This window comes from Micromonospora sp. WMMA1947 (genome assembly GCF_027497355.1).
Classification (GTDB): Bacteria; Actinomycetota; Actinomycetes; order Mycobacteriales; family Micromonosporaceae; genus Micromonospora.
This window is the reverse complement of the sequence record NZ_CP114909.1, coordinates 2,684,017-2,704,678: the sequence shown is the minus strand read 5'-3', so window position 1 is coordinate 2,704,678 and position 20,662 is coordinate 2,684,017. Positions and strand designations below refer to the sequence as shown.

19 protein-coding genes and 1 riboswitch are annotated in these 20,662 nt (G+C 73.8%); of the genes, 6 read left to right on the top strand and 13 right to left on the bottom strand.

The window, feature by feature from the left end:
• Positions 1-53 precede the first annotated feature (53 nt).
• The gene (locus tag O7604_RS13090) at positions 54-1,235 is read left to right on the top strand and encodes an ABC transporter substrate-binding protein (RefSeq protein WP_269704028.1); all 1,182 of its coding nucleotides are present in this window, start codon (positions 54-56) and stop codon (positions 1,233-1,235) included.
• A 160-nt stretch (positions 1,236-1,395) separates the two neighbouring features.
• Here O7604_RS13090 and O7604_RS13085 read toward each other — a convergent pair whose 3' ends face one another.
• Together O7604_RS13085 and O7604_RS13080 are read right to left on the bottom strand one after the other, a co-directional pair.
• Positions 1,396-2,166: an ABC transporter permease gene (locus O7604_RS13085; RefSeq protein WP_269706994.1), complete on the bottom strand. Its 771-nt coding sequence runs from the start codon at positions 2,164-2,166 to the stop codon at positions 1,396-1,398.
• 163 nt (positions 2,167-2,329) lie between these two features.
• Positions 2,330-3,358: an ABC transporter substrate-binding protein gene (locus O7604_RS13080; protein WP_269704027.1), complete on the bottom strand. Its 1,029-nt coding sequence runs from the start codon at positions 3,356-3,358 to the stop codon at positions 2,330-2,332.
• A gap of 288 nt (positions 3,359-3,646) precedes the next feature.
• On the opposite strand from O7604_RS13080, the gene O7604_RS13075 reads away from it, so the two are divergent.
• From O7604_RS13075 to O7604_RS13060, 4 genes are all read left to right on the top strand, one after another.
• Entirely contained in the window at positions 3,647-4,429 is a 783-nt protein-coding gene (locus O7604_RS13075; protein ID WP_269704026.1) for an ABC transporter ATP-binding protein, read from the top strand.
• Position 4,430: 1 nt separating this feature from the next.
• Positions 4,431-5,381, top strand: coding sequence for an LLM class F420-dependent oxidoreductase (locus tag O7604_RS13070; RefSeq protein ID WP_281579744.1), 951 nt, complete (start codon positions 4,431-4,433; stop codon positions 5,379-5,381).
• Positions 5,378-5,686: a cupin gene (locus O7604_RS13065; protein ID WP_269704024.1), complete on the top strand. Its 309-nt coding sequence runs from the start codon at positions 5,378-5,380 to the stop codon at positions 5,684-5,686. Before O7604_RS13070 ends, O7604_RS13065 begins: the two co-directional genes overlap by 4 nt.
• A 74-nt stretch (positions 5,687-5,760) precedes the next feature.
• Positions 5,761-8,409 (top strand): hypothetical protein, encoded by a 2,649-nt coding sequence (locus O7604_RS13060; protein WP_281579743.1) that lies wholly within the window; start codon positions 5,761-5,763, stop codon positions 8,407-8,409.
• Between the two features lie 42 nt (positions 8,410-8,451).
• On the opposite strand, the gene thiC is transcribed toward O7604_RS13060, so the two are convergent.
• From thiC to thiE, 7 genes are all read right to left on the bottom strand, one after another.
• Positions 8,452-10,035: a phosphomethylpyrimidine synthase ThiC gene (gene thiC, locus O7604_RS13055; RefSeq protein WP_269704022.1), complete on the bottom strand. Its 1,584-nt coding sequence runs from the start codon at positions 10,033-10,035 to the stop codon at positions 8,452-8,454.
• Positions 10,036-10,052: 17 nt separating this feature from the next.
• A complete protein-coding gene (gene thiD / locus O7604_RS13050; protein ID WP_281579742.1) occupies positions 10,053-10,841 on the bottom strand; it encodes a bifunctional hydroxymethylpyrimidine kinase/phosphomethylpyrimidine kinase in 789 nt (262 codons plus the stop codon).
• An 82-nt stretch (positions 10,842-10,923) separates the two neighbouring features.
• The gene (locus O7604_RS13045; RefSeq protein ID WP_281579960.1) at positions 10,924-11,544 is read right to left on the bottom strand and encodes a thiamine phosphate synthase; all 621 of its coding nucleotides are present in this window, start codon (positions 11,542-11,544) and stop codon (positions 10,924-10,926) included.
• A gap of 107 nt (positions 11,545-11,651) precedes the next feature.
• A complete protein-coding gene (locus O7604_RS13040; protein WP_281579741.1) occupies positions 11,652-12,425 on the bottom strand; it encodes a thiazole synthase in 774 nt (257 codons plus the stop codon).
• 4 nt (positions 12,426-12,429) lie between these two features.
• Positions 12,430-12,630, bottom strand: a complete 201-nt coding sequence (gene thiS, locus O7604_RS13035; protein WP_281579740.1) for a sulfur carrier protein ThiS — start codon at positions 12,628-12,630, stop codon at positions 12,430-12,432.
• Entirely contained in the window at positions 12,621-13,751 is a 1,131-nt protein-coding gene (gene thiO, locus O7604_RS13030) for a glycine oxidase ThiO (protein WP_281579739.1), read from the bottom strand. Before thiO ends, thiS begins: the two co-directional genes overlap by 10 nt.
• On the bottom strand, positions 13,745-14,371 hold the full coding sequence (gene thiE / locus O7604_RS13025) for a thiamine phosphate synthase (protein WP_281579738.1): 627 nt from the start codon (positions 14,369-14,371) through the stop codon (positions 13,745-13,747). Before thiE ends, thiO begins: the two co-directional genes overlap by 7 nt.
• A riboswitch (TPP riboswitch) is annotated at positions 14,366-14,477 on the bottom strand. It overlaps the preceding gene by 6 nt.
• A gap of 118 nt (positions 14,478-14,595) precedes the next feature.
• Between thiE and O7604_RS13020 the strand changes: the two genes are divergently transcribed.
• The gene (locus O7604_RS13020; protein ID WP_281579737.1) at positions 14,596-15,507 is read left to right on the top strand and encodes a DUF559 domain-containing protein; all 912 of its coding nucleotides are present in this window, start codon (positions 14,596-14,598) and stop codon (positions 15,505-15,507) included.
• Positions 15,508-16,498: 991 nt separating this feature from the next.
• Here O7604_RS13020 and O7604_RS13015 read toward each other — a convergent pair.
• Genes O7604_RS13015 through O7604_RS13000 form a run of 4 tightly spaced genes read right to left on the bottom strand, consistent with a single transcriptional unit; the run spans position 16,499 to position 20,612 of the window.
• The gene (locus tag O7604_RS13015) at positions 16,499-17,461 is read right to left on the bottom strand and encodes an aldo/keto reductase (RefSeq protein WP_281579736.1); all 963 of its coding nucleotides are present in this window, start codon (positions 17,459-17,461) and stop codon (positions 16,499-16,501) included.
• A gap of 21 nt (positions 17,462-17,482) precedes the next feature.
• A complete protein-coding gene (locus O7604_RS13010) occupies positions 17,483-18,289 on the bottom strand; it encodes a nucleotidyltransferase domain-containing protein (protein WP_281579735.1) in 807 nt (268 codons plus the stop codon).
• Positions 18,286-19,965: an ATP-binding cassette domain-containing protein gene (locus O7604_RS13005; RefSeq protein WP_269704013.1), complete on the bottom strand. Its 1,680-nt coding sequence runs from the start codon at positions 19,963-19,965 to the stop codon at positions 18,286-18,288. The genes O7604_RS13010 and O7604_RS13005 overlap by 4 nt, the downstream gene beginning before the upstream one ends.
• Positions 19,966-20,006: 41 nt before the next feature.
• Positions 20,007-20,612 carry a methyltransferase gene (locus O7604_RS13000; protein WP_269704012.1) on the bottom strand — a complete coding sequence of 202 codons (606 nt, stop codon included), beginning with the start codon at positions 20,610-20,612 and terminating at the stop codon, positions 20,007-20,009.
• Between the last annotated feature and the right edge of the window lie 50 nt (positions 20,613-20,662).

The window sequence follows — 20,662 nt, the reverse complement described above, 5'->3', positions numbered from 1 at the left end:
CGGACAAGCGGCGGTGATCGGGCGTCGGCCCGCGCCGCACCTGGAGGACTGAGTTGAGCCCCATCCGCTCCGCGAGCATCGCGGCGCTCGCATCGGCCGTGCTGGCCACCACGCTCACCGGCTGCGGGATCGGCGGGGACCCGCAGGACACAAGCCCCATCGTGATCGCCGCCGACCTGGAACTCTCCGGCGCGTCGGCGCCGGTCGGCAAGGTGTACCAACGGGCTCTGCAACTGAAGGTCGAGCAGTTGAACGCGTCCGGCGCACTGGGCGGCCGGAAGATCGATCTGCGGGTCAAGGACAACCGCTCGGACGCTGCGGAATCCTTGCGGAACATCAATGATTTCAGCGGTGACTCGCGGGTGAGCGCCGTCATCATGGGCGGCTGCAACGAATGCGCCGTCGGCGCGGCCCGCACGATCGGTGAGAAGCGCATTCCGACGATCGCACTGGCGTCGTCGAGTGCCGTCACCGAGCCGGTGGCCGAGCGCCGATATGTCTTCAAGCTCGCCCCGAACGCCACCGACAGCGCCGCCGCACTCGCCGCGGAACTGGAGCGGCGCGAGATCCGCAAGGTGGCGCTGCTGCACAGCGCCGAGGGTTACGGCCAGGAAGGGCTCGCCGCCCTGCGCCGCGAGCTGAGCAAGACCTCCGTGAAGCTGGTCGCCAACGAGTCGGTGCGGGTCACCGACACCGAGGTCGGCACGCAGATCAACCAGCTGGTCGCCCGCAAGCCGCAGGCACTGGTCCTGTGGACCACGCCGGAGCAGGCGATGCTGGCCGCCACCACGGCCCGGCAGAGCAAGTTCCGCGGGTCGCTGTTCTTCGACGCCACGGCCGCCGGCGACCTCTTCCTGGGCCCCTCGGCCCGCTCCACCGACGAGGCCACGCTGATCTTCACCCAGACCATGGTGATCGACGACGTGATCGCCACCACCCCGGCCAAGGCCGCGCGGCGGCAGTGGTTCCAGGACTACACCGCCCGGTTCGGCGGCTACAACGGCTTCTCCTCGTTCGCCGCGGACGCGGTCCAGCTGATCGCCGACGCCGAGCTACGGGCCGGCGGCGAGCCCGGCAAGGTCGACCGGGACGCGCTGCGCGACGTGCTGGAGACCTCCCAGCTCGACGGGCTGTCCGGGCCGATCCGGATGACGCCGGACAACCACTCCGGGCTGATGCCGCAGGCGTTGACGACGCTCGTGGCTCGTGGTGGTCGTTGGCGGCTTGCCGGCTAGTCAACGTGGGGTGTGGGCCCCGGCACAACCGGCTCCGGGCGGTCAGGCTTGATCCCTCCGCCGGTTGCGCCGGGGCCCACACTGTCGTGGTCGGCCGCCATCCGTGGGTTGAGGTGTCCTTCTGGGTTCTCGGTCGACGTCGGGTTTTCGTCTCGGGGTGTCAGCGGGCTGAGGTGGTGGCCTTCACCCAGGGCAGCGCCAGGCGCTCGACCAGGCTCAGCGCGGCGTAGAGCAGGATGCTCATCAGGGCCACCAGCACGATCGCCGCCCAGGCGGTCGCGATGTCGCCGACGCCGTTGTACTGCAGGATCTGGTAACCCAGGCCCGGCCGATCCGAGTAGAACTCCCCGATCACCGCGCCGATCGCGGCGAGCGGCATGGCCACCTTGAGCCCGACGAAGATCTGCGGCAACGCGGCCGGGAAGCGCACCTTGCGGAACGACTGCCACCACGAGGCGTTCAGCGACCGGCCCAGCTCCGCCAGGTCCGCCGGGGTGGTGGTCAGTCCCGTCGCGGTGGAGAGCACGATCGGGAAGAAGCAGAGCAGGAACACCATGGTCAGGATGGGTTTCTGCCCCCAGCCCACGGCTACCACCAGCAGTGGCCCGAACGCGATCTTCGGGACCGCGTTCACCGCCACCAGCAGCGGCGCGAACATCCGCTCGACCCGGCGGGAGGCGGCCAGCGCCATCCCGATCAGCACCCCGGCGACCGACGAGAGCAGGAAGCCGAGCACCGTCATCCAGGTGGTGATGCCCAACGCGGGCAGCAGCACCTCGGTGGTGCCGGCGAGAGCCTTCCCCACCGCCTGCGGCGGCGGCAGCGCGGCCGGGTGCACCAGGCTCAGGCCCGAGGTGACCAGCCACCAGGCCGCCACCGCGATCACCAGGCCGAACGCCGGCAGCCCGACCGCCGCCGGGCGTACGGCGATACCGCGCCGGACCGCCGGGCGCGGCGGCGCCTCCGGCCGGGCCTCGGTCGACTGTGTCAACGTGTCCTCCTCTCTGCGCCGGTCGCGGCGACCGGCACGCGAAGGGGGTGCGTCCCACCGGTGTGTCCGGCGGGTCGCACCCCCGTTGGCCCGAGCGGACCGGTCAGGCCTTCGGCGCGAGGTTGAAGTCGATGATCTGGTCCGGGGTGAGGTTCTGCTTGAGCGCACCGGCGCCCTGCAGCAGCGCGATGCTCTTGGCCACCCGGCCACTGTCCAGCGTGCCGATCGCGGTGCCGGAGTTGCTGGACCGGACGTACGCGGCCATCAGCTGCAGCTCGGCGGAGGCCGCGGCCGGGACGGTGGCCGGCACGTTCTTCTTCAGGATCTCCGCCGCCTCGTCCGGGTTCGCCAGGGAGTACTCCAGGCCCTTGAGCAGCGCGGCGGTGAACTTCTTCACCATCTCCGGCTTCTCCTTGGCGATCTTGGTGGAGGTGATCAGCGCGTTGCCGTAGAGGTCCTGCATCACGTTGCTGTACGGCAGGACGACCGGCTTCTTCTTGGTCACCGTCTCCACCGTCGGCTGGCCGACGACGAACTGGCCGATGCCATCCACGGTGCCCGAGCCGAGCATGCCGATCAGGCCCTGCGCCTCACCGTTGACCCAGGTGACCTTGCTGCCGTCGATGCCGGCGAGTCGCGCGTACGTCGGGAAGAGGTTGCGCACGACGGACGTCGGGGTGTCGGCGAGCTTCTTGCCCTCGAGGTCCTTCGGGGTGGCGATGTTCTTGCCCTCGACCGTGACGATCGCGGCCATGGTGCGCTGCTGGATCGCGGCCACCGCCACGAAGTCCTTCGCCTGGCCGTTGCCGAGCTGCAGGATGCCACCGGTCAGGTCGATCGGGCCGAAGTCGGCCTGGCCGCCGGTGATGGTCTGGATGACGGAGCCGGTGCCCTGACCGGGCTTGATGTCGACCTCGAAACCGGCCTCCTTGAAGAAGCCCTTGTCCTTCGCCACCCAGGCGTACGAGTCACGCCCGAAGTTGGCGAAGGAAGTGAGGTACGTCACCTTCTCCAGCGCCGCGCCGTTGCCGCCGCCGCTCTCGGACTTGTCCGAGTCGCTGCTGCAGCCGCCCACCAGGGCGAGGGCGGTGGCCATAGCCGCGGCGGCGACCGTACGGGTCAGCCTTCTCATCAGTGCACCATGTCCTTTCCGACCAGGACTTCTTCGCCGGTCGGGTCGTGGGTCCGACGGGGTCGGCAGGTGGGTTCGGCCGACTGGACCGTCGTGAGGGGACTCTTCGCGCGCAACAGCGTACGAGAAGGCAGATGGCCTGCCGCCGCCGTCCCGGTTGCGGAACGGAAACGAAGTTGCGTGACGGAAAGCGGACTGACGTCCACCCCGGACGGTGCTATAAGCACACCCCCCGGCTACGCTAGCCCGGCTCGCGTTCGAGACGACGTGGAAGGGAGGCGGCGGGAGATGATCCGACTGTCCGGGGTGTCCCGCACCTTCGACGGCCGCTCGGGGCGGGTGGAGGCGCTGCGCGGCATCGACCTCGACGTCGCCGAAGGCGAGTTCGTCGCCGTTCTCGGCCGCTCCGGCTGCGGCAAGTCGACGCTGCTGCGCATGATCGCCGGTCTGCTCCCGGTCACCGGCGGTGAGATCACCGTGGACGGTACGCCGATCACCAAGCCCCGCCGCGACGTGGCGATGCTGTTCCAGCGGCCGGCGCTGCTGCCCTGGCGCTCGGTGCTGGACAACGTGCTGCTGCCGGTGGAGATCTTCGGCTGGCGCCGCGCCGAGCACCGTGACCGGGCCCGCCAGTTGCTGGAGATGGCCGGACTGGGCGGCTTCGAGAAGCGCCTCCCGCACGAACTGTCCGGCGGCATGCAGCAACGCGTGTCGCTGTGCCGGTCGCTGATCGGCTCGCCCCGGGTGATGCTCATGGACGAGCCGTTCTCCGCGCTCGACGCGCTCACCCGCGAGGAACTCTCCGGCGAACTCCAGCGGGTGCACATGGAGACGAAGGCGACGATCGTCTTCGTCACCCACTCGATCGACGAGGCGGTCCTGCTCGCCGACCGGGTCGTCGTGCTCAGCCCGCGCCCGGGGCGCATCCGCGAGATCGTCGAGGTGAACGTCCCCCGGCCCCGCACGCTGGGCCGGCACGAACACCTGGAAGACGTCGCGCGGATCAGCGCCGAGCTGCACGAACTGCTGATGGAGCGGGACGCCCCGGGCGTACCCGTGGGAGGACGGTGACATGCGGGTCTCGGTGTTCACCGAACCCCACCGCGGCGCGGACTACGACGACCAGCTCCGGTTCGCCCGGCTGGTCGAGGAGACCGGCTTCGAGGGCTTCTTCCGGGCCGACCACTACCGGGCCATGGGGGACGAGCCGGCGCTGCCCGGCCCCACCGACGCCTGGCTGACGCTCGCCGCGCTGGCCCGAGAGACCTCCCGGATCCGGCTGGGCACGCTCGTCACGTCCGCCACGTTCCGGCTCCCCGGGCCGCTCGCCGTCATGGTCGCCCAAGTCGACCGGATGAGCGGCGGGCGGGTCGAGCTGGGCATCGGCGCCGGCTGGTACGAGCGCGAGCACACCGCGTACGGCATCCCGTTCCCTCCGGTCGCCGAGCGCTTCGACCGGCTCGCCGAGCAGCTGGAGATCGTCACCGGGCTGTGGCGCACGCCGGTGGACGAGACGTACAGCTTCACCGGTGAGCACTACCGGCTGGTCGACGCCCCGGCGTTGCCCAAGCCGGTGCAGCAGCCCGGCCCGCCGGTGATCGTCGGAGGCCGGGGACCGAAGCGCACCCCCGAGCTGGCCGCCCGCTACGCCGACGAGTTCAACATGCCGTTCAAGAGCGTGGCCGAGACCGCCGCCGCGTACGAGCGGGTCCGGGAGGCGTGCGACCGCACCGGCCGGGACGCCTCCGGCCGGGCCCCGCTGACGCTCTCCGCCGGCATCGTGGTGGCGATCGGGCGCACCGACGCCGAGGCGCAGCGCCGGGCCGCGCCGCTGCACGTCACGAGCGCCCTGCCGCCGGAGGACCCGGTGGTCGGCTCCCCCGCCCAGCTGGTCGACCGGATCGGCGAGTTCGCCGCGATCGGGGCCACCCGGGTCCACCTGCGCCTGATCGACTTCGACGACCTCGACCACGTGGAGCTCATCGCCGCCGAGGTGCTCCCCCGACTGGACGGACCGCGATGACCGACATCTCCGCCGACCTCGAACTCGGCCCGGTGGGCCAGGAGATCGTGTACGAGAACGACCGGGTACGCGTCTGGCACATCCGGCTGGAGCCGGGTGAGCGGCAGCCGCTGCACCGCCACGACCACCCGTATCTGGTGGTGGCGATCCAGGGCGCGAAGAACGTGGTGCAGACGATCGACGGCACCACCATCGACGCCGACGAGCCGACCGGCGGCGTGGTCTACCGCGACCCGGGCGCGGTGCACATGCTGACGAACGTCGGCGACACCACCTACCTCGCTCGCCTGGTCGAGCTGAAGTAGCCACACCGGCAGGTTCGCCGCGCCGCGCGGCGGCAAGGTGGCGATCGGGGGCACCGGGCCGTAACGTGCCCGACATGGCCTTTCGGACGTGGGGCAGGCTGCTGCTCACGGCGCTCGGGGTGAGCGTGCTGGCCGGGGCCGGCCAGTTGGGCATCGCGTACGGCTTCGGAGTCGTACGCCTCGACGGCGCGTTCGTGGACGTCTCGGTCAACCGGTGGCCCGCCCAGCTCGTCTGGGTGGGCTGGTTCGCCGCGGTCGCCACGGTCGCCGGAGCCGTCCTCACCGAGCGCTTCGCCCGCCGCGACGACAGTCCCGGCGGCACCACCGAACTGCTCTCCATCGCCGGCGTCAGCGCGCTGGGCGCGATGGTGGTCGCCCCGCTGTGCATGCAACCGGCCCGCGCGGCCGAGCTGGGCGGGTCCGTCGACCCGGTCTGGGCCGTCGGCATCTGCGCCGCCCTCGGCGCTGTGGTCGGCGCGGGCGCCGCGATCGCCGTCCTGCTCAAGCCGCCGTTCGGCTGGGGAGTGGCGATCACCGCCGGGATCATCTGGCTGCTGGCGCTGCTCTCCGTCGCGCCCACGATCGTCTCCAGCCGCCCGCTGGCCACGGTGCGGCTCGGCGTCCTCGAACCCTCCTGGCTGGATCCGGAGGCGGCGCAGCGCCTGTCCATGCTGCTGCTGCCGGTCCTCGCCCTGTTGGCCGGCGGCGCGGTCGGGGTGCTCGCCCGCCGGGCCGAGTGGCCGCCTCTGATCGGCGGCGCGGCCGGGGCGGCCGGCCCGGTGCTGGTCGCGTTCGCCTATCTGACCGCCGGTCCCGGCTCGGCGACCGACCGCTACCAGGTCGCGCCCTACTACGGCGCGCTGATCGCCGTGATCGCCGGTGCGCTCGGCTCGACCGCCACCACGATGCTGCCCCGCCCGGTCACCGCCACCGGTGACCCCGACGCCGTCGAGGCGACCGACATCCTCGCCCCGCTGCCGCACTCGTCCGCTCCGGGCGTCCCGGCCGCCCCGCCCGAGCCTCCGGTGACGAGCGGTGCCGCCGCACCGGCGCACTGGAACTGGCCGGAGCCCGGCGGTTCGGCGGCGGCTCCGGCCGGTACCGACCTTCCCGCCGCCGCCCGGCCGGCCCTCGCGGATCTGCCCGCCGGCGATCAGCCGACCGTTGCGAAACGGCCGGGGGACGACCGCCCGGCCGTCGCCGACACGAGCCACGGCCAGCCCATGCCGGGTCTGCTGCCCCCGGGCCGCCGGACCTCGGCCATCGACGTCCTCGCCGCGGGCCGCCCCGACCCGGCCCCGGGTCCGGAAAGCGGCACGGCCCACGCGGGCAGCACCGGCGAGGCGGTCACCACGGACCGCACAGGCACCCCCGACCGGGCCGTTGCCGGTTCCGTCCCTGGAACGTCCGGGCAGGCGACGGGCATCCCGGCGGACAGCGCGGCCGTCTCCGGCACCGGTTCGGCGGCCGGCACGGACGACGCCACCCCGGAACCGGAAACGACGGCGACTGCGCCCCGGGTGACCCGGCCGCGCCGTACCCGCGCCAGCCGGACGGCCGACAAATCGACATCACCCGCCGACGGCACCACACCCCGCCCAGGGGACGACACCTCCCCGAGCGCCGGCGCGGACACCTCACCGGCCACCGGCGGCACCGCCGACAGCCACGTTCCCGGCCCGCGTACGGACAGCGGCGCCCCCGCCGGGCCGGTGCCGACCGACGCGGACAGCGACGCCCCCGCCACGCCTCGGGTCGAAGCCGCCGGGGACACCAGCGCGACGGGCCGTGCCACCCGCCCTCGGCGTACCCGCGCTCCGAAGGCCCCGCGCGCCGCCGGCCCGGCCGACACGACACCGAGCGGCGAAACCGACGCCACGCCGACGGCGGCCATCCGTCGGGCCCGCCCGGCCACGGACACCGCCCCGATACCGCAGGCCGCCAGCCCGGCCCGGGACGACACGAGCGCCGCCTCGGCACCGGACCGCACGGACCCCGGCACGCCGGACGGTTCCCTCGGCAGCCCGGCTTCCCGCACCGGCTCCCCGGCCGGGGACGTCGACCCGGCTGCGCGTACCGGACGCAATTTCTTCTTCGACGACCCGGCGCCGGCCCCGTCGACCCGGCCCCGGTTCCCGATGTTCGAGGACGCGGCGCCCGGCGAGGTACGCCCGGCCTGGCCGATCACCCCGGCGGGCCGCCCGCACCGCGCCACCGCCGGACCGGACGCACCGGCCCGGGACGGCGCGGAGACGAGTGTCCCGGCCGAGCCGGCGCCGCGTCCCCGCCACCGGGGCCTCCCCGAGCCGGGCGCGAGCGCCGGTTGGGACGCGCTCGCCACGAACGCCCGTCCCGCCGGACCGGTCGCCCGGCCGGAGGCAGGGCCGGTCGCCCGTCCCGAGGCGGTGACCGCCGTACCGGCCGAGGCCGTCACCGCGCTGCCGGACGCCACGGCGCCGGAGACGACGAGCGAGCCGGACTCCCGGCGCGGCCGGCACGCCGAGCCGGACGACGCCGACGCGCCCGCCGGGAAGTCGAAGCCTCTGCGCGGTCTGTTCCGCCGCAACCGGGGGGCCAAGAGCGACTCGGAGCCGGCCGAGCGTACGGCCGAGCCGACCACCGCTGCCGACGACGAGTACGTGGACTGGGTCGCCGGTCTCGCCTCGGACGACAACGCCGACGACGCCCGCTCGCTGCGTACCGGGCGGCACCACCGGGACTGACGGACGGTCGGGGCGGACCGGATCGGCCCGCCCCGACCGAGCTCACGCCAGCGGCAGGTAGACCCGCGACCCGGAGGCGACGAACTCCTCCGACTTGCCGCGCATGCCTCGCGCCGCGTAGTCCTTCAGCTCCTGCGTGATCTTCATGGAGCAGAACTTCGGCCCGCACATCGAGCAGAAGTGCGCGGTCTTCGCGGGCTCGGCGGGCAGTGTCGCGTCGTGGTACGCCCGCGCGGTCTCCGGGTCGAGCGCCAGGTTGAACTGGTCTTCCCAGCGGAACTCGAACCGGGCCTTCGACAGCGCGTCGTCCCACGCCTGCGCGCCCGGGTGCCCCTTGGCCAGGTCGGCCGCATGCGCCGCGATCTTGTACGCGATCACGCCCGCCTTCACGTCGTCGCGGTCGGGCAGCCCGAGGTGCTCCTTCGGGGTGACGTAGCAGAGCATCGCGGTGCCGAACATGCCGATCATCGCCGCGCCGATCGCGGAGGTGATGTGGTCGTACGCGGGCGCGACGTCGGTGGTCAGCGGCCCGAGCGTGTAGAACGGCGCTTCGTGGCACCACTCCTGCTGGAGGTCCACGTTCTCCTTGATCTTGTGCATCGGCACGTGCCCGGGGCCCTCGATCATCACCTGGACGTCGTACTCCCAGGCGACCTTCGTCAGCTCGCCGAGCGTGCGCAGCTCGGCGAACTGCGCCTCGTCGTTGGCGTCGGCGATGGAGCCGGGGCGCAGGCCGTCGCCGAGGGAGAACGTCACGTCGTACTTCGCGAGCAGCGAACACAGCTCCCGAAAGTTCGTGTAGAGGAAGTTCTCCTCGTGGTGCGCCAGGCACCAGGCCGCCATGATCGAGCCGCCCCGGGACACGATGCCCGTCACCCGGTCCACTGCCAGCGGCACGTACGGCAGCAGCACCCCGGCGTGCACGGTCATGTAGTCGACGCCCTGCTCCGCCTGCTCGATCACGGTCTCGCGGAACACCTCCCAGCTCAGCTTCACCGGGTCGCCGCCGACCTTCTCCAGCGCCTGGTAGATCGGCACCGTGCCGATCGGCACCGGCGCGTTCCGCACGATCGCCTCGCGGGTCTCGTGGATGCGCTTGCCGGTGGACAGGTCCATCACGGTGTCCGCGCCCCACCGGGTCGCCCAGGTCAGCTTCTCCACCTCCTCGGCCACCGACGAGGTGACAGCCGAGGTGCCGATGTTGGCGTTGACCTTCACCAGGAACGCCTTGCCGATGATGGCCGGCTCGCACTCCGGGTGGTTCACGTTCAGCGGCAGCACGGCCCGGCCGGCCGCGATCTCGTCCCGCACGAACTCCGGCGACACCGACTCGCGGATCGCCACGAACTCCATCTCCGGCGTGACGATCCCGGCCCGGGCGTACGCGAGCTGGGTCGGACGGGTTCCGGCCAGCGGCGTGCCGGCACCGCGCACCGGGGCCACGTCGCCGCGCTCGGCGATCCACGGCCCGCGCAGTGCGGGCAGCCCCACCTCCGGGTCGGAGCCGGGACCGGAGGTGTCGTAGAGCCGTACCGGTGGGTTGTCCCCGGTCAGCGTCACCTCGGCGAACGGCACCCGGATGTCCGGGCGTGAGCCTTCCACGTACACCTTGCGACGTGCCTGCATGCCAGCCTCCCTGTCGCTCATGCGGACCAGCCGAAGTGGTCCAGCGGGCCGCGTCCCGCGCCCAGCTCCCAGGTCCGCGCGCCGGTCAGCGCGCGGGTGACGTACTCCTTGGCGGCCGCCACCGCGACCGGCACCGCGTCGCCCGCGGCGAGCCGGACCGCGACGGCGGCCGAGAACGAACAGCCGGTGCCGTGGTTGTGCCGGGTGTCCACCCGGGGCGCGCGCAGCAGCCGCGTGGTTCCGCCGCCCGCGAGCACGTCCACCGACTCGCCGTCGGCGTCCACGTCGCCGCCGGTCACCACCACGAACGCCGGTCCGCGCGCCGCGAGCGCCTCGGCAGCCGCGACCATCTCCTCGACCGTGCCCACCGGGCCTCCGGTGAGGGCCGCGGCCTCCGCGCAGTTCGGCGTCGCCACCTCCGCGTACGGCAGCAGCCGCTCGACCGCCTCCACCACGCCGAGCCGGTGCCCGCTCGTGGCGACCAGCACCGGGTCGACGACCAGGTGCGGCAGCCTCCCGGCCCGGGCCGCGTCGGCCACCGCGTCGGCGACGGCGGGGGTGCCGAGCATGCCGCTCTTCACGGCGCGCACGTCGAAGTCGCCGAGCACGCTGTCCATCTGGTCGCGCACCGTCTGTGGGGGCAGCGGCAGGACGGCGTCCACGCCCCTGGTGCTCTGCGCGGTGACGGCGGTGAGGACTGTCGTGCCGTACGCCCCGAGCGCGGCGAACGTCTTGAGGTCGGCCTGGATGCCCGCTCCTGCGCCGGAGTCGGAGCCGGCGATGCTGAGAACTGTTTTCGGCGTCACTGCTTTCCTTCACCGGTGGTTGCGGTTGAGGGCTGCGGCCGACCGTGCCCACTCCGGGCGGTCAGGCTTGATCCCTGCGTGGTCACGGTCGGCCGCAGCCCTTCTCGTGCGGGCCTTCGTCGGATCGCGCGGGGTGGGTGCGCGTCAAGCGGGCGGCCGCCTCCTGGAAGGCTCTGCCCAGCGTGGTGGCGGTTTCTCTCGGGTCGTTGGCGCGCATGATGGCTCCCAGGACTGCTACTCCTGTTGCGCCTGCCTCTACGGACTCGCGGACCTGGGCCGGGGTTTCGATGCCGCCCAGGGCGAGTACCGGAATCGGGCTGGCTTTCGCCAGCTCACTCAATCCGTCCGGTCGCAACGCCGGGCCGTAGCCGGGCTTTGTCTTTGTCTCGTAGACCGGGGACAGGGTGGCGTAGTGCTCGGTGGTGAGGCGGGCCAGCTCGGCGGTGTCGTGACAGGAGCGGCCGACGAGTCCGACGGCGGGCGGCGGGTACGGGCCTGCGGCGGGCAGGTGCACCGCGTCCCCGTCGAGCGGATCGGGTCCGGCCACGATCAGCGTGCCGCCCGCCTCGGCGAGGATCGCGCGCAGGTCGGCGGCGAGCGCGAGGCGCTCGGCGCGCGGCAGATCCTTCTCCCGCAGCACCACCCACCGCACTCCCCCACCGACGGCCCGCGCCACGACGTCGACGAGCGCCCGTCGAGCCATCCGCCGATCGGTCAGCAGCACGACGCCGCTCGGCCCACCCTGGATCTTGGTACGCGGCCGCCCCTCCGAGGGCGCATCCGTACCAAGATCCGCTAGGCGTGAGGCGGTCACAGGTCGGGCCGTCCCTCATCCGGGGTGGACGCGAGGGCGTGGAAGCGGCGGGCGATGCGGCCCGCGCCGTACGCCAGACGCCCGGCCTCGACCGCGTAGCGCATCGCCGTGGCCATCGCCACCGGGTCGGCGGCCCGGGTCACGGCGCTCGCCAGCAGCACCGCGTCGCAGCCCAGCTCCATCGCGAGCGCCGCATCCGAGGCGGTGCCGATGCCCGCGTCGAGCACCACCGGCACGTCGACCGCCTGCCGGATCAGCCGGATGTGATGCGGGTTGCCGATGCCCAGCCCGGAACCGATCGGCGACCCGGCCGGCATCACCGCCGCGCAGCCCACGTCGGCCAGCCGCCGCGCCAGCACCGGATCGTCCGACGTGTACGGCAGCACTGTGAACCCGTCCGCCACCAGCTCCTCGGCGGCGCGCAGCAGCTCCACCCCGTCGGGCAGGAGTGTGCGCTCGTCACCGATCACCTCCAGCTTCACCCAGGCGGTGTCGAACGCCTCCCGGGCCAGGTGCGCCGTCTTCACCGCCTCCACAGCGGTCCGGCAGCCGGCCGTGTTCGGCAGCAGCCGTACGCCGCACCGCTCCACCAGGTCGAGCAGGCCACCCGACCCGCCGGGGGTGGTGTCCACCCGACGCAGCGCCAGCGTCACCAGCTCGGTGCCGGACGCCCGGATCGCCTGTTCCAGCACGTGCAGGTTGGCCGCGCCGCCGGTGCCGAGGACGAGCCGCGAGCCGAAAGTGACCCCGCCGATCTCCAACGTGGACACCTGCTCACCCGCCCTGGGTGGCGCTGAGGACCTCGACCCGGTCGCCGTCGCGCAGCACGCTCTCCGGCCAGCCGCCGCGCGGCACCACCTCGCCGTTCACCGCCACCGCGAGCCCGCGCTCCCGGTCGGTGACGGTGCGGACCACCTCGGCGACGGTGACGCCGTCGGGCAGCGTCCGGCCCGTGCCGTTGACGATCAGTTCCACGTGCGCTCCTTCCCGAAGCGATCCGGGGTGAAGGGGGCGAGCGCGGAATCCGGCTCGCCGGTGACGATCAGCTCGGTGACCAGGTCGGCGGTGACCGGGGTGAGCACGATGCCGTGCCGGTGGTGCCCGGTCGCCGCGGCCACGCCCGGCCGCCCCGGCAGCGGCCCGATGATCGGCGCGTTGTCCGGCGTACCGGGGCGCAGCCCCGCGACGGCCTCCACCAGCTCGTACTCGACCAGTTCCGGCACCAGCTCCGCGGCGGCGCGCAGCAGCGTCAGCACGCCACCGGCGGTGACAGCGGTGTCCGCGCGCTCCTCGACCGTCGCCCCGACCACGACCTCACCGCTGTCCCGGGGCACCAGGTAGACCGACTCGCTGTCCGCGTACCCCCGGATCACGTGCCGGAAGCCCGGCGGACCGTCACCGGGTGCGCGCAGCCGCAGCACCTGGCCCTTGACCGGCCGGACCGGCAGGCCGGTCAGCGCCGCCGCGCCGCAGCCCGCCGCGACCACCGTGACCCGCGCGTCCACCTCGGACAACGCGCCGACGCGGGCCGGACGCAGCTCCACACCGGCGCGTTCGGCGGCCGTGCGCAACGCGACGACCAGCCGCCGCGGATCGACCTGGTGGTCACCGGGCGCGACAGCGCCGCCGCGCACGCGCGGCGCCAGCGCCGGCTCGCGACCGCGCAGCTCCGAGGGACGCAACGGCGTGATCGGCAGTCCCAACCCCTGCTGGTACGACCACAGCCGCCTCGCCTCGGCCAGGTCGTCGGCGGTGAGCCCGACGACGAGCGTGCCCTCGGTGGAGTAGCCGATGTCGACGCCGCTCGCCTCGGTCAGCTCAGCCGCGAAGCCGGGCCAGCGGGCGGCGGACTCGACGAGAAGCGCGGTGAGTTCGTGCTCACCGAAGTACGCCTCGGCGACCGGCGACAGCATCCCGGCGGCCACCGACGAGGCGCCCGACCCGGGCCGGTCGTCGTGCACCACCACGCGCAGTCCGCGCTGCGCGCACCGCCACGCGATCGCCCACCCGATCGGCCCGCCCCCCACCACCGCCACCTCGGTAAGGAAGGGCCCCCTGTTAACGCCTCCGGTAGAGGAAGGGTCCCTTGTTAACACGTCAGCGCCCGCATCAGCTCGGCGGTGGCGTGCGCCGGATCGACGGCCGCGCTGAGCGCGCCGACCACCGCCACCCCGTACGCACCGGCCGCCCGCAACGCCGGCACGGTCGCGGCGGTCACCCCGCCGATCGCGATCACCGGCACGGACACCGCCTCGGCGACCGCGCGTATCCCCTCGGGGCCGATCGGTCCCGGCAGGCCGGACTTGGTGGTGGTGACGTGGCACGGGCCCACGCCCAGGTAGGTGGCCCCGGCGTCCACTGCGGCACGGGCGGTCACCGGCTCGCGGGCCGTCGCGCCGAGCACGGCGTCCGGGCCGAGCACGCGGCGCGCGGCGGGCACCGGCAGGTCGTCGGCGCCGACATGGCCCCCGGCCGCGCCCACCGCGAGCGCCACGTGCAACCGGTCGTTGACCAGGCACCGCGCCCCATACGCCCGGCAGGCGTCGACCACCAGCCGGGCCAGCTCGTACGCCTCCCGGTCGGTCGCGTCGTCCTCCACGCGCACCTGCACGACGAGGTCGGCGCCGGCTACCGGCAGGGCGGCGCGCAGCACGGCGAGCGGGTCACGCCCCGGCCGGGTGTCGGTGATGAGATGCAGTCGTCCCAGGGACAGCACGGCAACGCTCCTCCCTGCGCCGGCATTACCCGGATCAGGTTCGACGGTCGGGGGCTCCCAGCCCCCCTCTCAGCCCGGTCCGCACCGGGCTCCCGTGGGTCACTTGCGGCCTACCGTACGACGCCTCCCGCCCGTACGGAAGCCCGGGAGAGGTTTTTCCCAGGAACCAGCCGTCCGGCGGATCGGGGCAGTGGGTGACCGTCTCGTCACGACACGCTGCTGGGATGTCCGTTCCCGCCCGTGTCCCGCGCCGCCTGGCGACCCTGCCGTTCCGGGGCGGCCGCGCCGTGTCCGAAGGGCTGCTCACCTGGACGATGCTGCGCGGGCCGACGTGGATCCGCCTGCTCCCGGACGTGTACGTGCATCGGGACGGACACCGCGCCGACGACCACCGGATGTGGTGCGAGGCGGTGGCGTTGCGCCTGCCGCCGGTTGCCGTGCTGGCAGGAAGCAGCGCCGCCTGGTTGTTCGGCGCGGACGTGCTCCCCCGCGACGCGCCGGTCACCGTGCTGCTGCCGACCGCTGCTCGACTACGACCGCACCCACGGTTGCGGGTGGTCCGGTCGCCCCTGCCGGAGCGGGACCGCACCTTCTTCGGCGGGCTGCCGGTCACCACCCCGCTACGTACCGCGTTCGACCTGGGCCGGCAGGGCTCACTCGCCGAGGCGCTGGTCGCCGTCGACGCGCTGCTGCGTCGCCGGGTCGTGAAGCTGCCCGCACTGCGGGCCTACGCCGCCGACCGGTCGGGTTGGCCGGGCGCTCCGCTGCTGCGCGAGGTACTGGCGATGGCCGAGCCGTTGAGCGAGTCTCCGATGGAGACGCGACTGCGGCTGCTCCTCCTCGACGCCGGTCTCGGCCCGCTCACTGCCCAGCACGAGGTGCGCGCCGGCGGACGCTTCGTGGCCCGGGTGGACCTGGCCTGGCCGGCTCTCCGCCTCGCGGTCGAGTACGACGGCGACCACCACCGGGAACGGGCTCACTTCCGGCGGGACGTGGCGCGACTGAACGCGCTCCGCGCGGCCGGGTGGGTCGTGCTCCGGTTCACCGCCGACGACGTGCTGCGCCGTCCCGACGCCACAGTCGCCCTGGTACGCCAGGCCCTGGCCGAACGTCGCGCCACCGCAGCAAACCACTGACCCGCACCCCGCCGCCCGCCGCGCCCGCGCCCGCGCCCGCGCCCGCCGCACCCTGCCACGCCTCTGGTCCGCACCCCCGCCGCGCCCGCAGCCCGCAGCCCGCAGCCCGCAGCCCGCAGCCCGCAGCCCGCAGCCCGCAGCCCGCAGCTACGAGTCTCGCCCCGCCGCGCGCCGGCCCGGCCACCGCCACCCGGCGCCTGACCCGTGGTGCCTGACCTGGCCGAGCCGAGCCAGGCTGGGCCGAGCCGAGCCGAGCCGGGCCGAGCCGAGCCGAGCCGAGCCGAGCCGGGCCGCCCGAGACACCACGGGCGTCAGGAGGCCGCCGCAGACACCTATGGCGTTCCACTCGCGACTGAATCTGGCGACGAGTGGAACGCCATGGGTGTCTCAAGGCCCTTTTGACACCCATACCGTTCCAGCCATCGTGAGCGCTGCCTGCGAGTGGAACGCCATGGGTGCCTCCGCGCGCGGGCGGGGCCCGGTGGGCGCACCCCGCCGCGCGGAGCAAGCCCCGACGGTTGCACGCCGACGAGCGGGCGCACCTGCGATGGCGGGCGGACCGAACACCTGTGGACCGAAGGCGCGGACGGACACCACGCGCGGACGGGCCGCGCGGACGGGCCGATCGAGCGAGCTGGCCCCACGCACGGGCAGGCCCGACGCACGGGCGGGACGCACGGGCGGGACCCAAGCGCGAGCGGACCAACGCGCGGACAGGATGCACGGGCGGGATCCGACGCGCGGGCGGACCGAACGCGAGCGCACGGGCGGACCTAAGCGCGGGCGGACCCAACGCGCGGGCACACGGGCGGACCTAAGCGCGGGCGGGCCCAACGCACGGACCGGACGCACGGGCGGACGGACCCGAGCGCGAGCGGACCCAACGCGCGGACCGGACGCACGGGCGGGGCCCGAGCGCGAGCGGACCCAACGCTCGGGCACACGGGCGGACCCGACGCGCGGGCGGGCGCGTCGGCACCGGCGGGGACGGTCAGAGGATGGCGTCCAAGGCGTCCAGGTCCTCGTCGCTGGGCTGCCACGTCCCCGCTTCGGCGTTCGCCTTCACCTGCTCGGCAGTGGTCGCGCCGGCGATCACGGACGTCACGGCGGGACGGGCCGCCAGGCCGCCGATGGCCACCTGGAGCATGCTGATCCCGCGCTCTGCCGCGTACGCCTCGATCGCCTCGATGACGTCCCAGCGCGCGGCAGCCAGCCGCTCGGCGTACCGGCCGCCACCGGCGAGGCGGCTGCCCTCCGGGGGTGCCTCGCCGCGCTTGTACTTGCCGGTGAGCAGCCCGTTGGCGAGCGGGAAGAACGGCAGCATGCCGAGGCCGAACCGCTCGCAGGCCGGGATCACCTCGTCCTCCACCCCGCGCTCCACCAGCGAGTAGTGGTTCTGCGCGGAGATGAACCGGGTACGGCCCTGCGACGACGCGGTCCAGTCGGCGTCGGCGATCTGCCACCCGGCGAAGTTGGAGTTGCCCAGGTAGCGCACCTTGCCGGCGGTCACCAGGTCGTCCAGCGCGGCGAGCGTCTCGTCGATCGGGGTGCCCGGGTCGGGCTCGTGCATCTGGTACAGGTCGATGTGGTCGGTGCCGAGCCGGCGCAGCGACGCCTCGACGGCGCGGGCGATGTAGCGGCGGGCGCCCCGGGCGCCGTGGTCGGGCCCGTTCGCGCCGTGCATGTCCATGCCGAACTTGGTGGCCACCACCACGTCGTCGCGGCGGCCCTTGAGCGCCTGGCCGAGCAGTTCCTCGGAGGCGCCCTGCGGCTCGCCGTAGATGTCGGCGGTGTCGAAGAAGTTGATCCCGGCGTCGAGCGCGGCGTCCACCACCGCGCGGGTGCCGTCGAGGTCGAGTTTGCGGCCGAAGTTGTTGCAGCCGATACCGACCACGGACACCACGAGCCCGGAGTCGCCCAGCCGGCGATAGGTCATCTCACTCACGAGATCCACCCTATGCCCGCTGCCCGGGGGTCACCCGGGCAGCGGGAGCACCTCGGCGGCCAGCGTCCGGGCAGCGGCGATCGTCGCCGCCAGCTCGGACGGGGTACGCCCCACCGCGCCCAGCAGTGCCTGCGCCCGCCCGGCGAAGTGCGGCGGCGCACCCGGCAGACGCCCGGCGGAGGCGATCATGCCCTTCTCGTTGACAAGCCACCGTCCGGCCCGGCCGTGCAGCGCGTGGACCAGCACCCCGACCACCCGGAACAGGCAGCCGGCCACATAGCCGGCGTCGCCCCCGGCCGTGCCCTTCGCGGCGCCGTCGAGCAGCAGCCCGGTCTCCCAGCCGGCCGCGACCAGCGCGGCGCCGAGCGCGGGCGGGTAGTCGACGGTCTCGGCCCGCAGCGCGGTCAGCTCGCCGGTCGGGTCGCCGAGCACCCGTCCGAGCGCCACCTCCCCGGCGTACGCGTGCGAGTAGAAGCCGAGCGGGTGCCCGGCCTGCACCTCGACCGTGTAGCGGCCGGCCCGGCAGTCCGCCCAGACCCGGTGCACGCGGTCCAGGTCGCGGTAGATCCAGTCCACCGCGACCCCGCCGACGCGCAGCCAGCCGCCCCCGTCGACCCACGGTCCCCAGCCGCCCGGGACGGTGAGGTCCACCGGCCCGTCGGCGATCGAGGCGGCCACCGCGCGCAGCCCGGCCAGGTCCGGCGTACCCCGGTAGTAGAGGCCCAGGTCCCAGTCGGAGTCGGGCCGGTGGTCGCCGCGGGCGCGGCTGCCGCCGAGCGCCACCGCGACCACGCCGTCCACCGCGCACAGCCGGTCGGCCAGGTCCCGGTCGATCACCCGACGTCCCAGACCGGCTCCGGCGTCTCCACCACGTCGCCGTCGCCGCGGAACAACACGAACCGGTCGAAGGTACGGGTGAACCACCTGTCGTGGGTGACAGCGACCACCGTCCCCTCGAACGCGGTCAGCCCGGCTTCCAGCGCCTCGGCGGAGGCCAGGTCGAGGTTGTCGGTGGGCTCGTCGAGCAGCAGCAGGGTCGCCCCGGACAGCTCCAGCAGCAGCACCAGGAACCGGGCCTGCTGCCCGCCGGAGAGCGTGCCGAACCGCTGGTCGCCCTGACCGGCCAGCTCGTACCGGGACAGCGCCGCCATGGCCGCGTGCCGGTCCATGCCGGCGCGGTGGTCGTCGCCGCGCCACAGCACCTCGACGAGTGTCTTGGCCATCAGTTCCGGCCGGTCGTGGGTCTGCGAGAAGTGCCCGGGTCGCACGCGTGCGCCGAGCCGGACCACGCCACCGTGGGCGACAGGTGCGAGCGCGCCGGCGCCGTCGACGGGGGTGTTGCCCGGCTCCGGGTCGGTGCCGCCCCGGGCCAGCAGGCGCAGGAAGTGCGACTTGCCGGTGCCGTTCGCGCCGAGCACCGCGACCCGGTCGCCGTACCAGAGTTCCAGGTCGAACGGATACGTCAGGCCGTCGAGCTCCAGCTGCTCGGCGATGACCGCGCGCTTGCCGGTCCGCCCGCCGGTCAGGCGCATCCGGATGTCCTGATCTTTCGGGGGTACGGGCGGCGGCCCGGCCTCCTCGAACTTGCGCAACCGGGTCTGCGCGGCCTGATAGCGGGAGGCCATCCCGTCGTTGTACGCGGCCTTCTGCTTGTACATCAGCATCAGCTCACGCAGCTTCTGGTGCTCCTCGTCCCAGCGTTTGCGCAGCTCGTCGAGGCGGGCGTGGCGGGCCACCCGGGCTTCGTGCCAGCTCGCGAAGCCGCCCGGGTGCACCCAGGCGCTGCCGCCCTCCACCGCGACGACCCGGTCGGCGGTCTGCGCCAGCAGTTCCCGGTCGTGCGAGACGTACAGCACGGACTTGCCCGACTCGCGCAGCCGCGCCTCCAGCCAGCGCTTGCCCGGTACGTCGAGGAAGTTGTCCGGCTCGTCGAGCAGCAGCACCTCGTCCGGGCCGCGCAGCAGCAGTTCCAGCGCGAAACGCTTCTGCTGGCCGCCCGACAGCGTGCGCACCGGCCGTTCCCGGGCGCTGTCCCACGGCAGGTCGAGCACGATGGTGGCGACGGTGTCGAAGAGGACCTCCGCGTCGTACCCGCCGGTCTCGCCCCAGGCGGCGAGCGCCTCGGCGTACGCGAGCTGGGTCTTCGCGGCGGCGGAGCTGTACTTGCCGCGGACCTCGGCCGCCCGCATGGCCGCCTCGGTCTCGGCGAGCCGCCGCCCGGCGTCGCGCAGCGCCGGCGGCGCCAGCGACAGGGCGAGGTCGGCGAGCGTGGACTCGTCTCCGATCATGCCGATGAACTGCCGCATCACGCCCAGCCCACCGGAGCGGGCGATCGCGCCGGTCTTCACCGGCAGGTCACCGGCGACCATCCGCAGCAGCGTGGTCTTGCCGGCGCCGTTCGGGCCGACCAGCGCCACCTTGGCACCCTCGCCGACCCGGAACGACACGTCGCTGAACAGCTCACGCCCGTCCGGGAGGATGTGCCCGACTCCTGCCACGTCCACGTATCCCACGCGGGCATCCTGCCCGAGCCGGGTCGGTGGACGACACCGGATTACCGGGTGACCCGCAGCACCCGGTAGCCCTTCTGGCTGGCGTGCCGCTCGACGGACCAGCCCTGCTCGACCAGCCAGCGGTGCAGCGAGTCGCCGCCGAGGTGCCGGGCGACGACGAGCCAGGCCACGCCGTCCGGGGCGAGCCGGGGCAGCCAGCGCAGCAGCAGGCCGTGCAGTTCCGCCTTGCCGATGTGGATCGGCGGGTTGGACCAGATCTGGGTGAAGGTGACGTCGTCCGGCAGGTCGTCGGGCGCGACGGCGCGGACCCGGTCGGCGGCGCCGACCCTTGCCGCGTTGGCGGTGGTGAGGGCGCGGGCGCGCTCGTTGACGTCCACGGCCCAGACGCGGGCCTTCGGCGCGACGGTGGCCAGGACGCAGGTGATCGGGCCGAAGCCGCAGCCGATGTCGAGCAGCGCGCCGGTGACGTCGGCGGCCGGCAGGTCGGCCTTGCGCAGCAGCACGGCGGTGCCCGGGTCGAGCCGGTCGGCGGAGAAGACGCCGCCGGCCGAGGCGAGCGTGTAGTCGCGTCCGGCGACTGTGAACTCGACCTCGCGCGGGCGGGCCGGGGTCGAGGGCTCAGCGGTGAAGTAGTGGTCGCCGGTCACGCAGGCATTCTCGCACCGGGCCGGAGCGGTTCCGGCGACGGTGTCGCGGG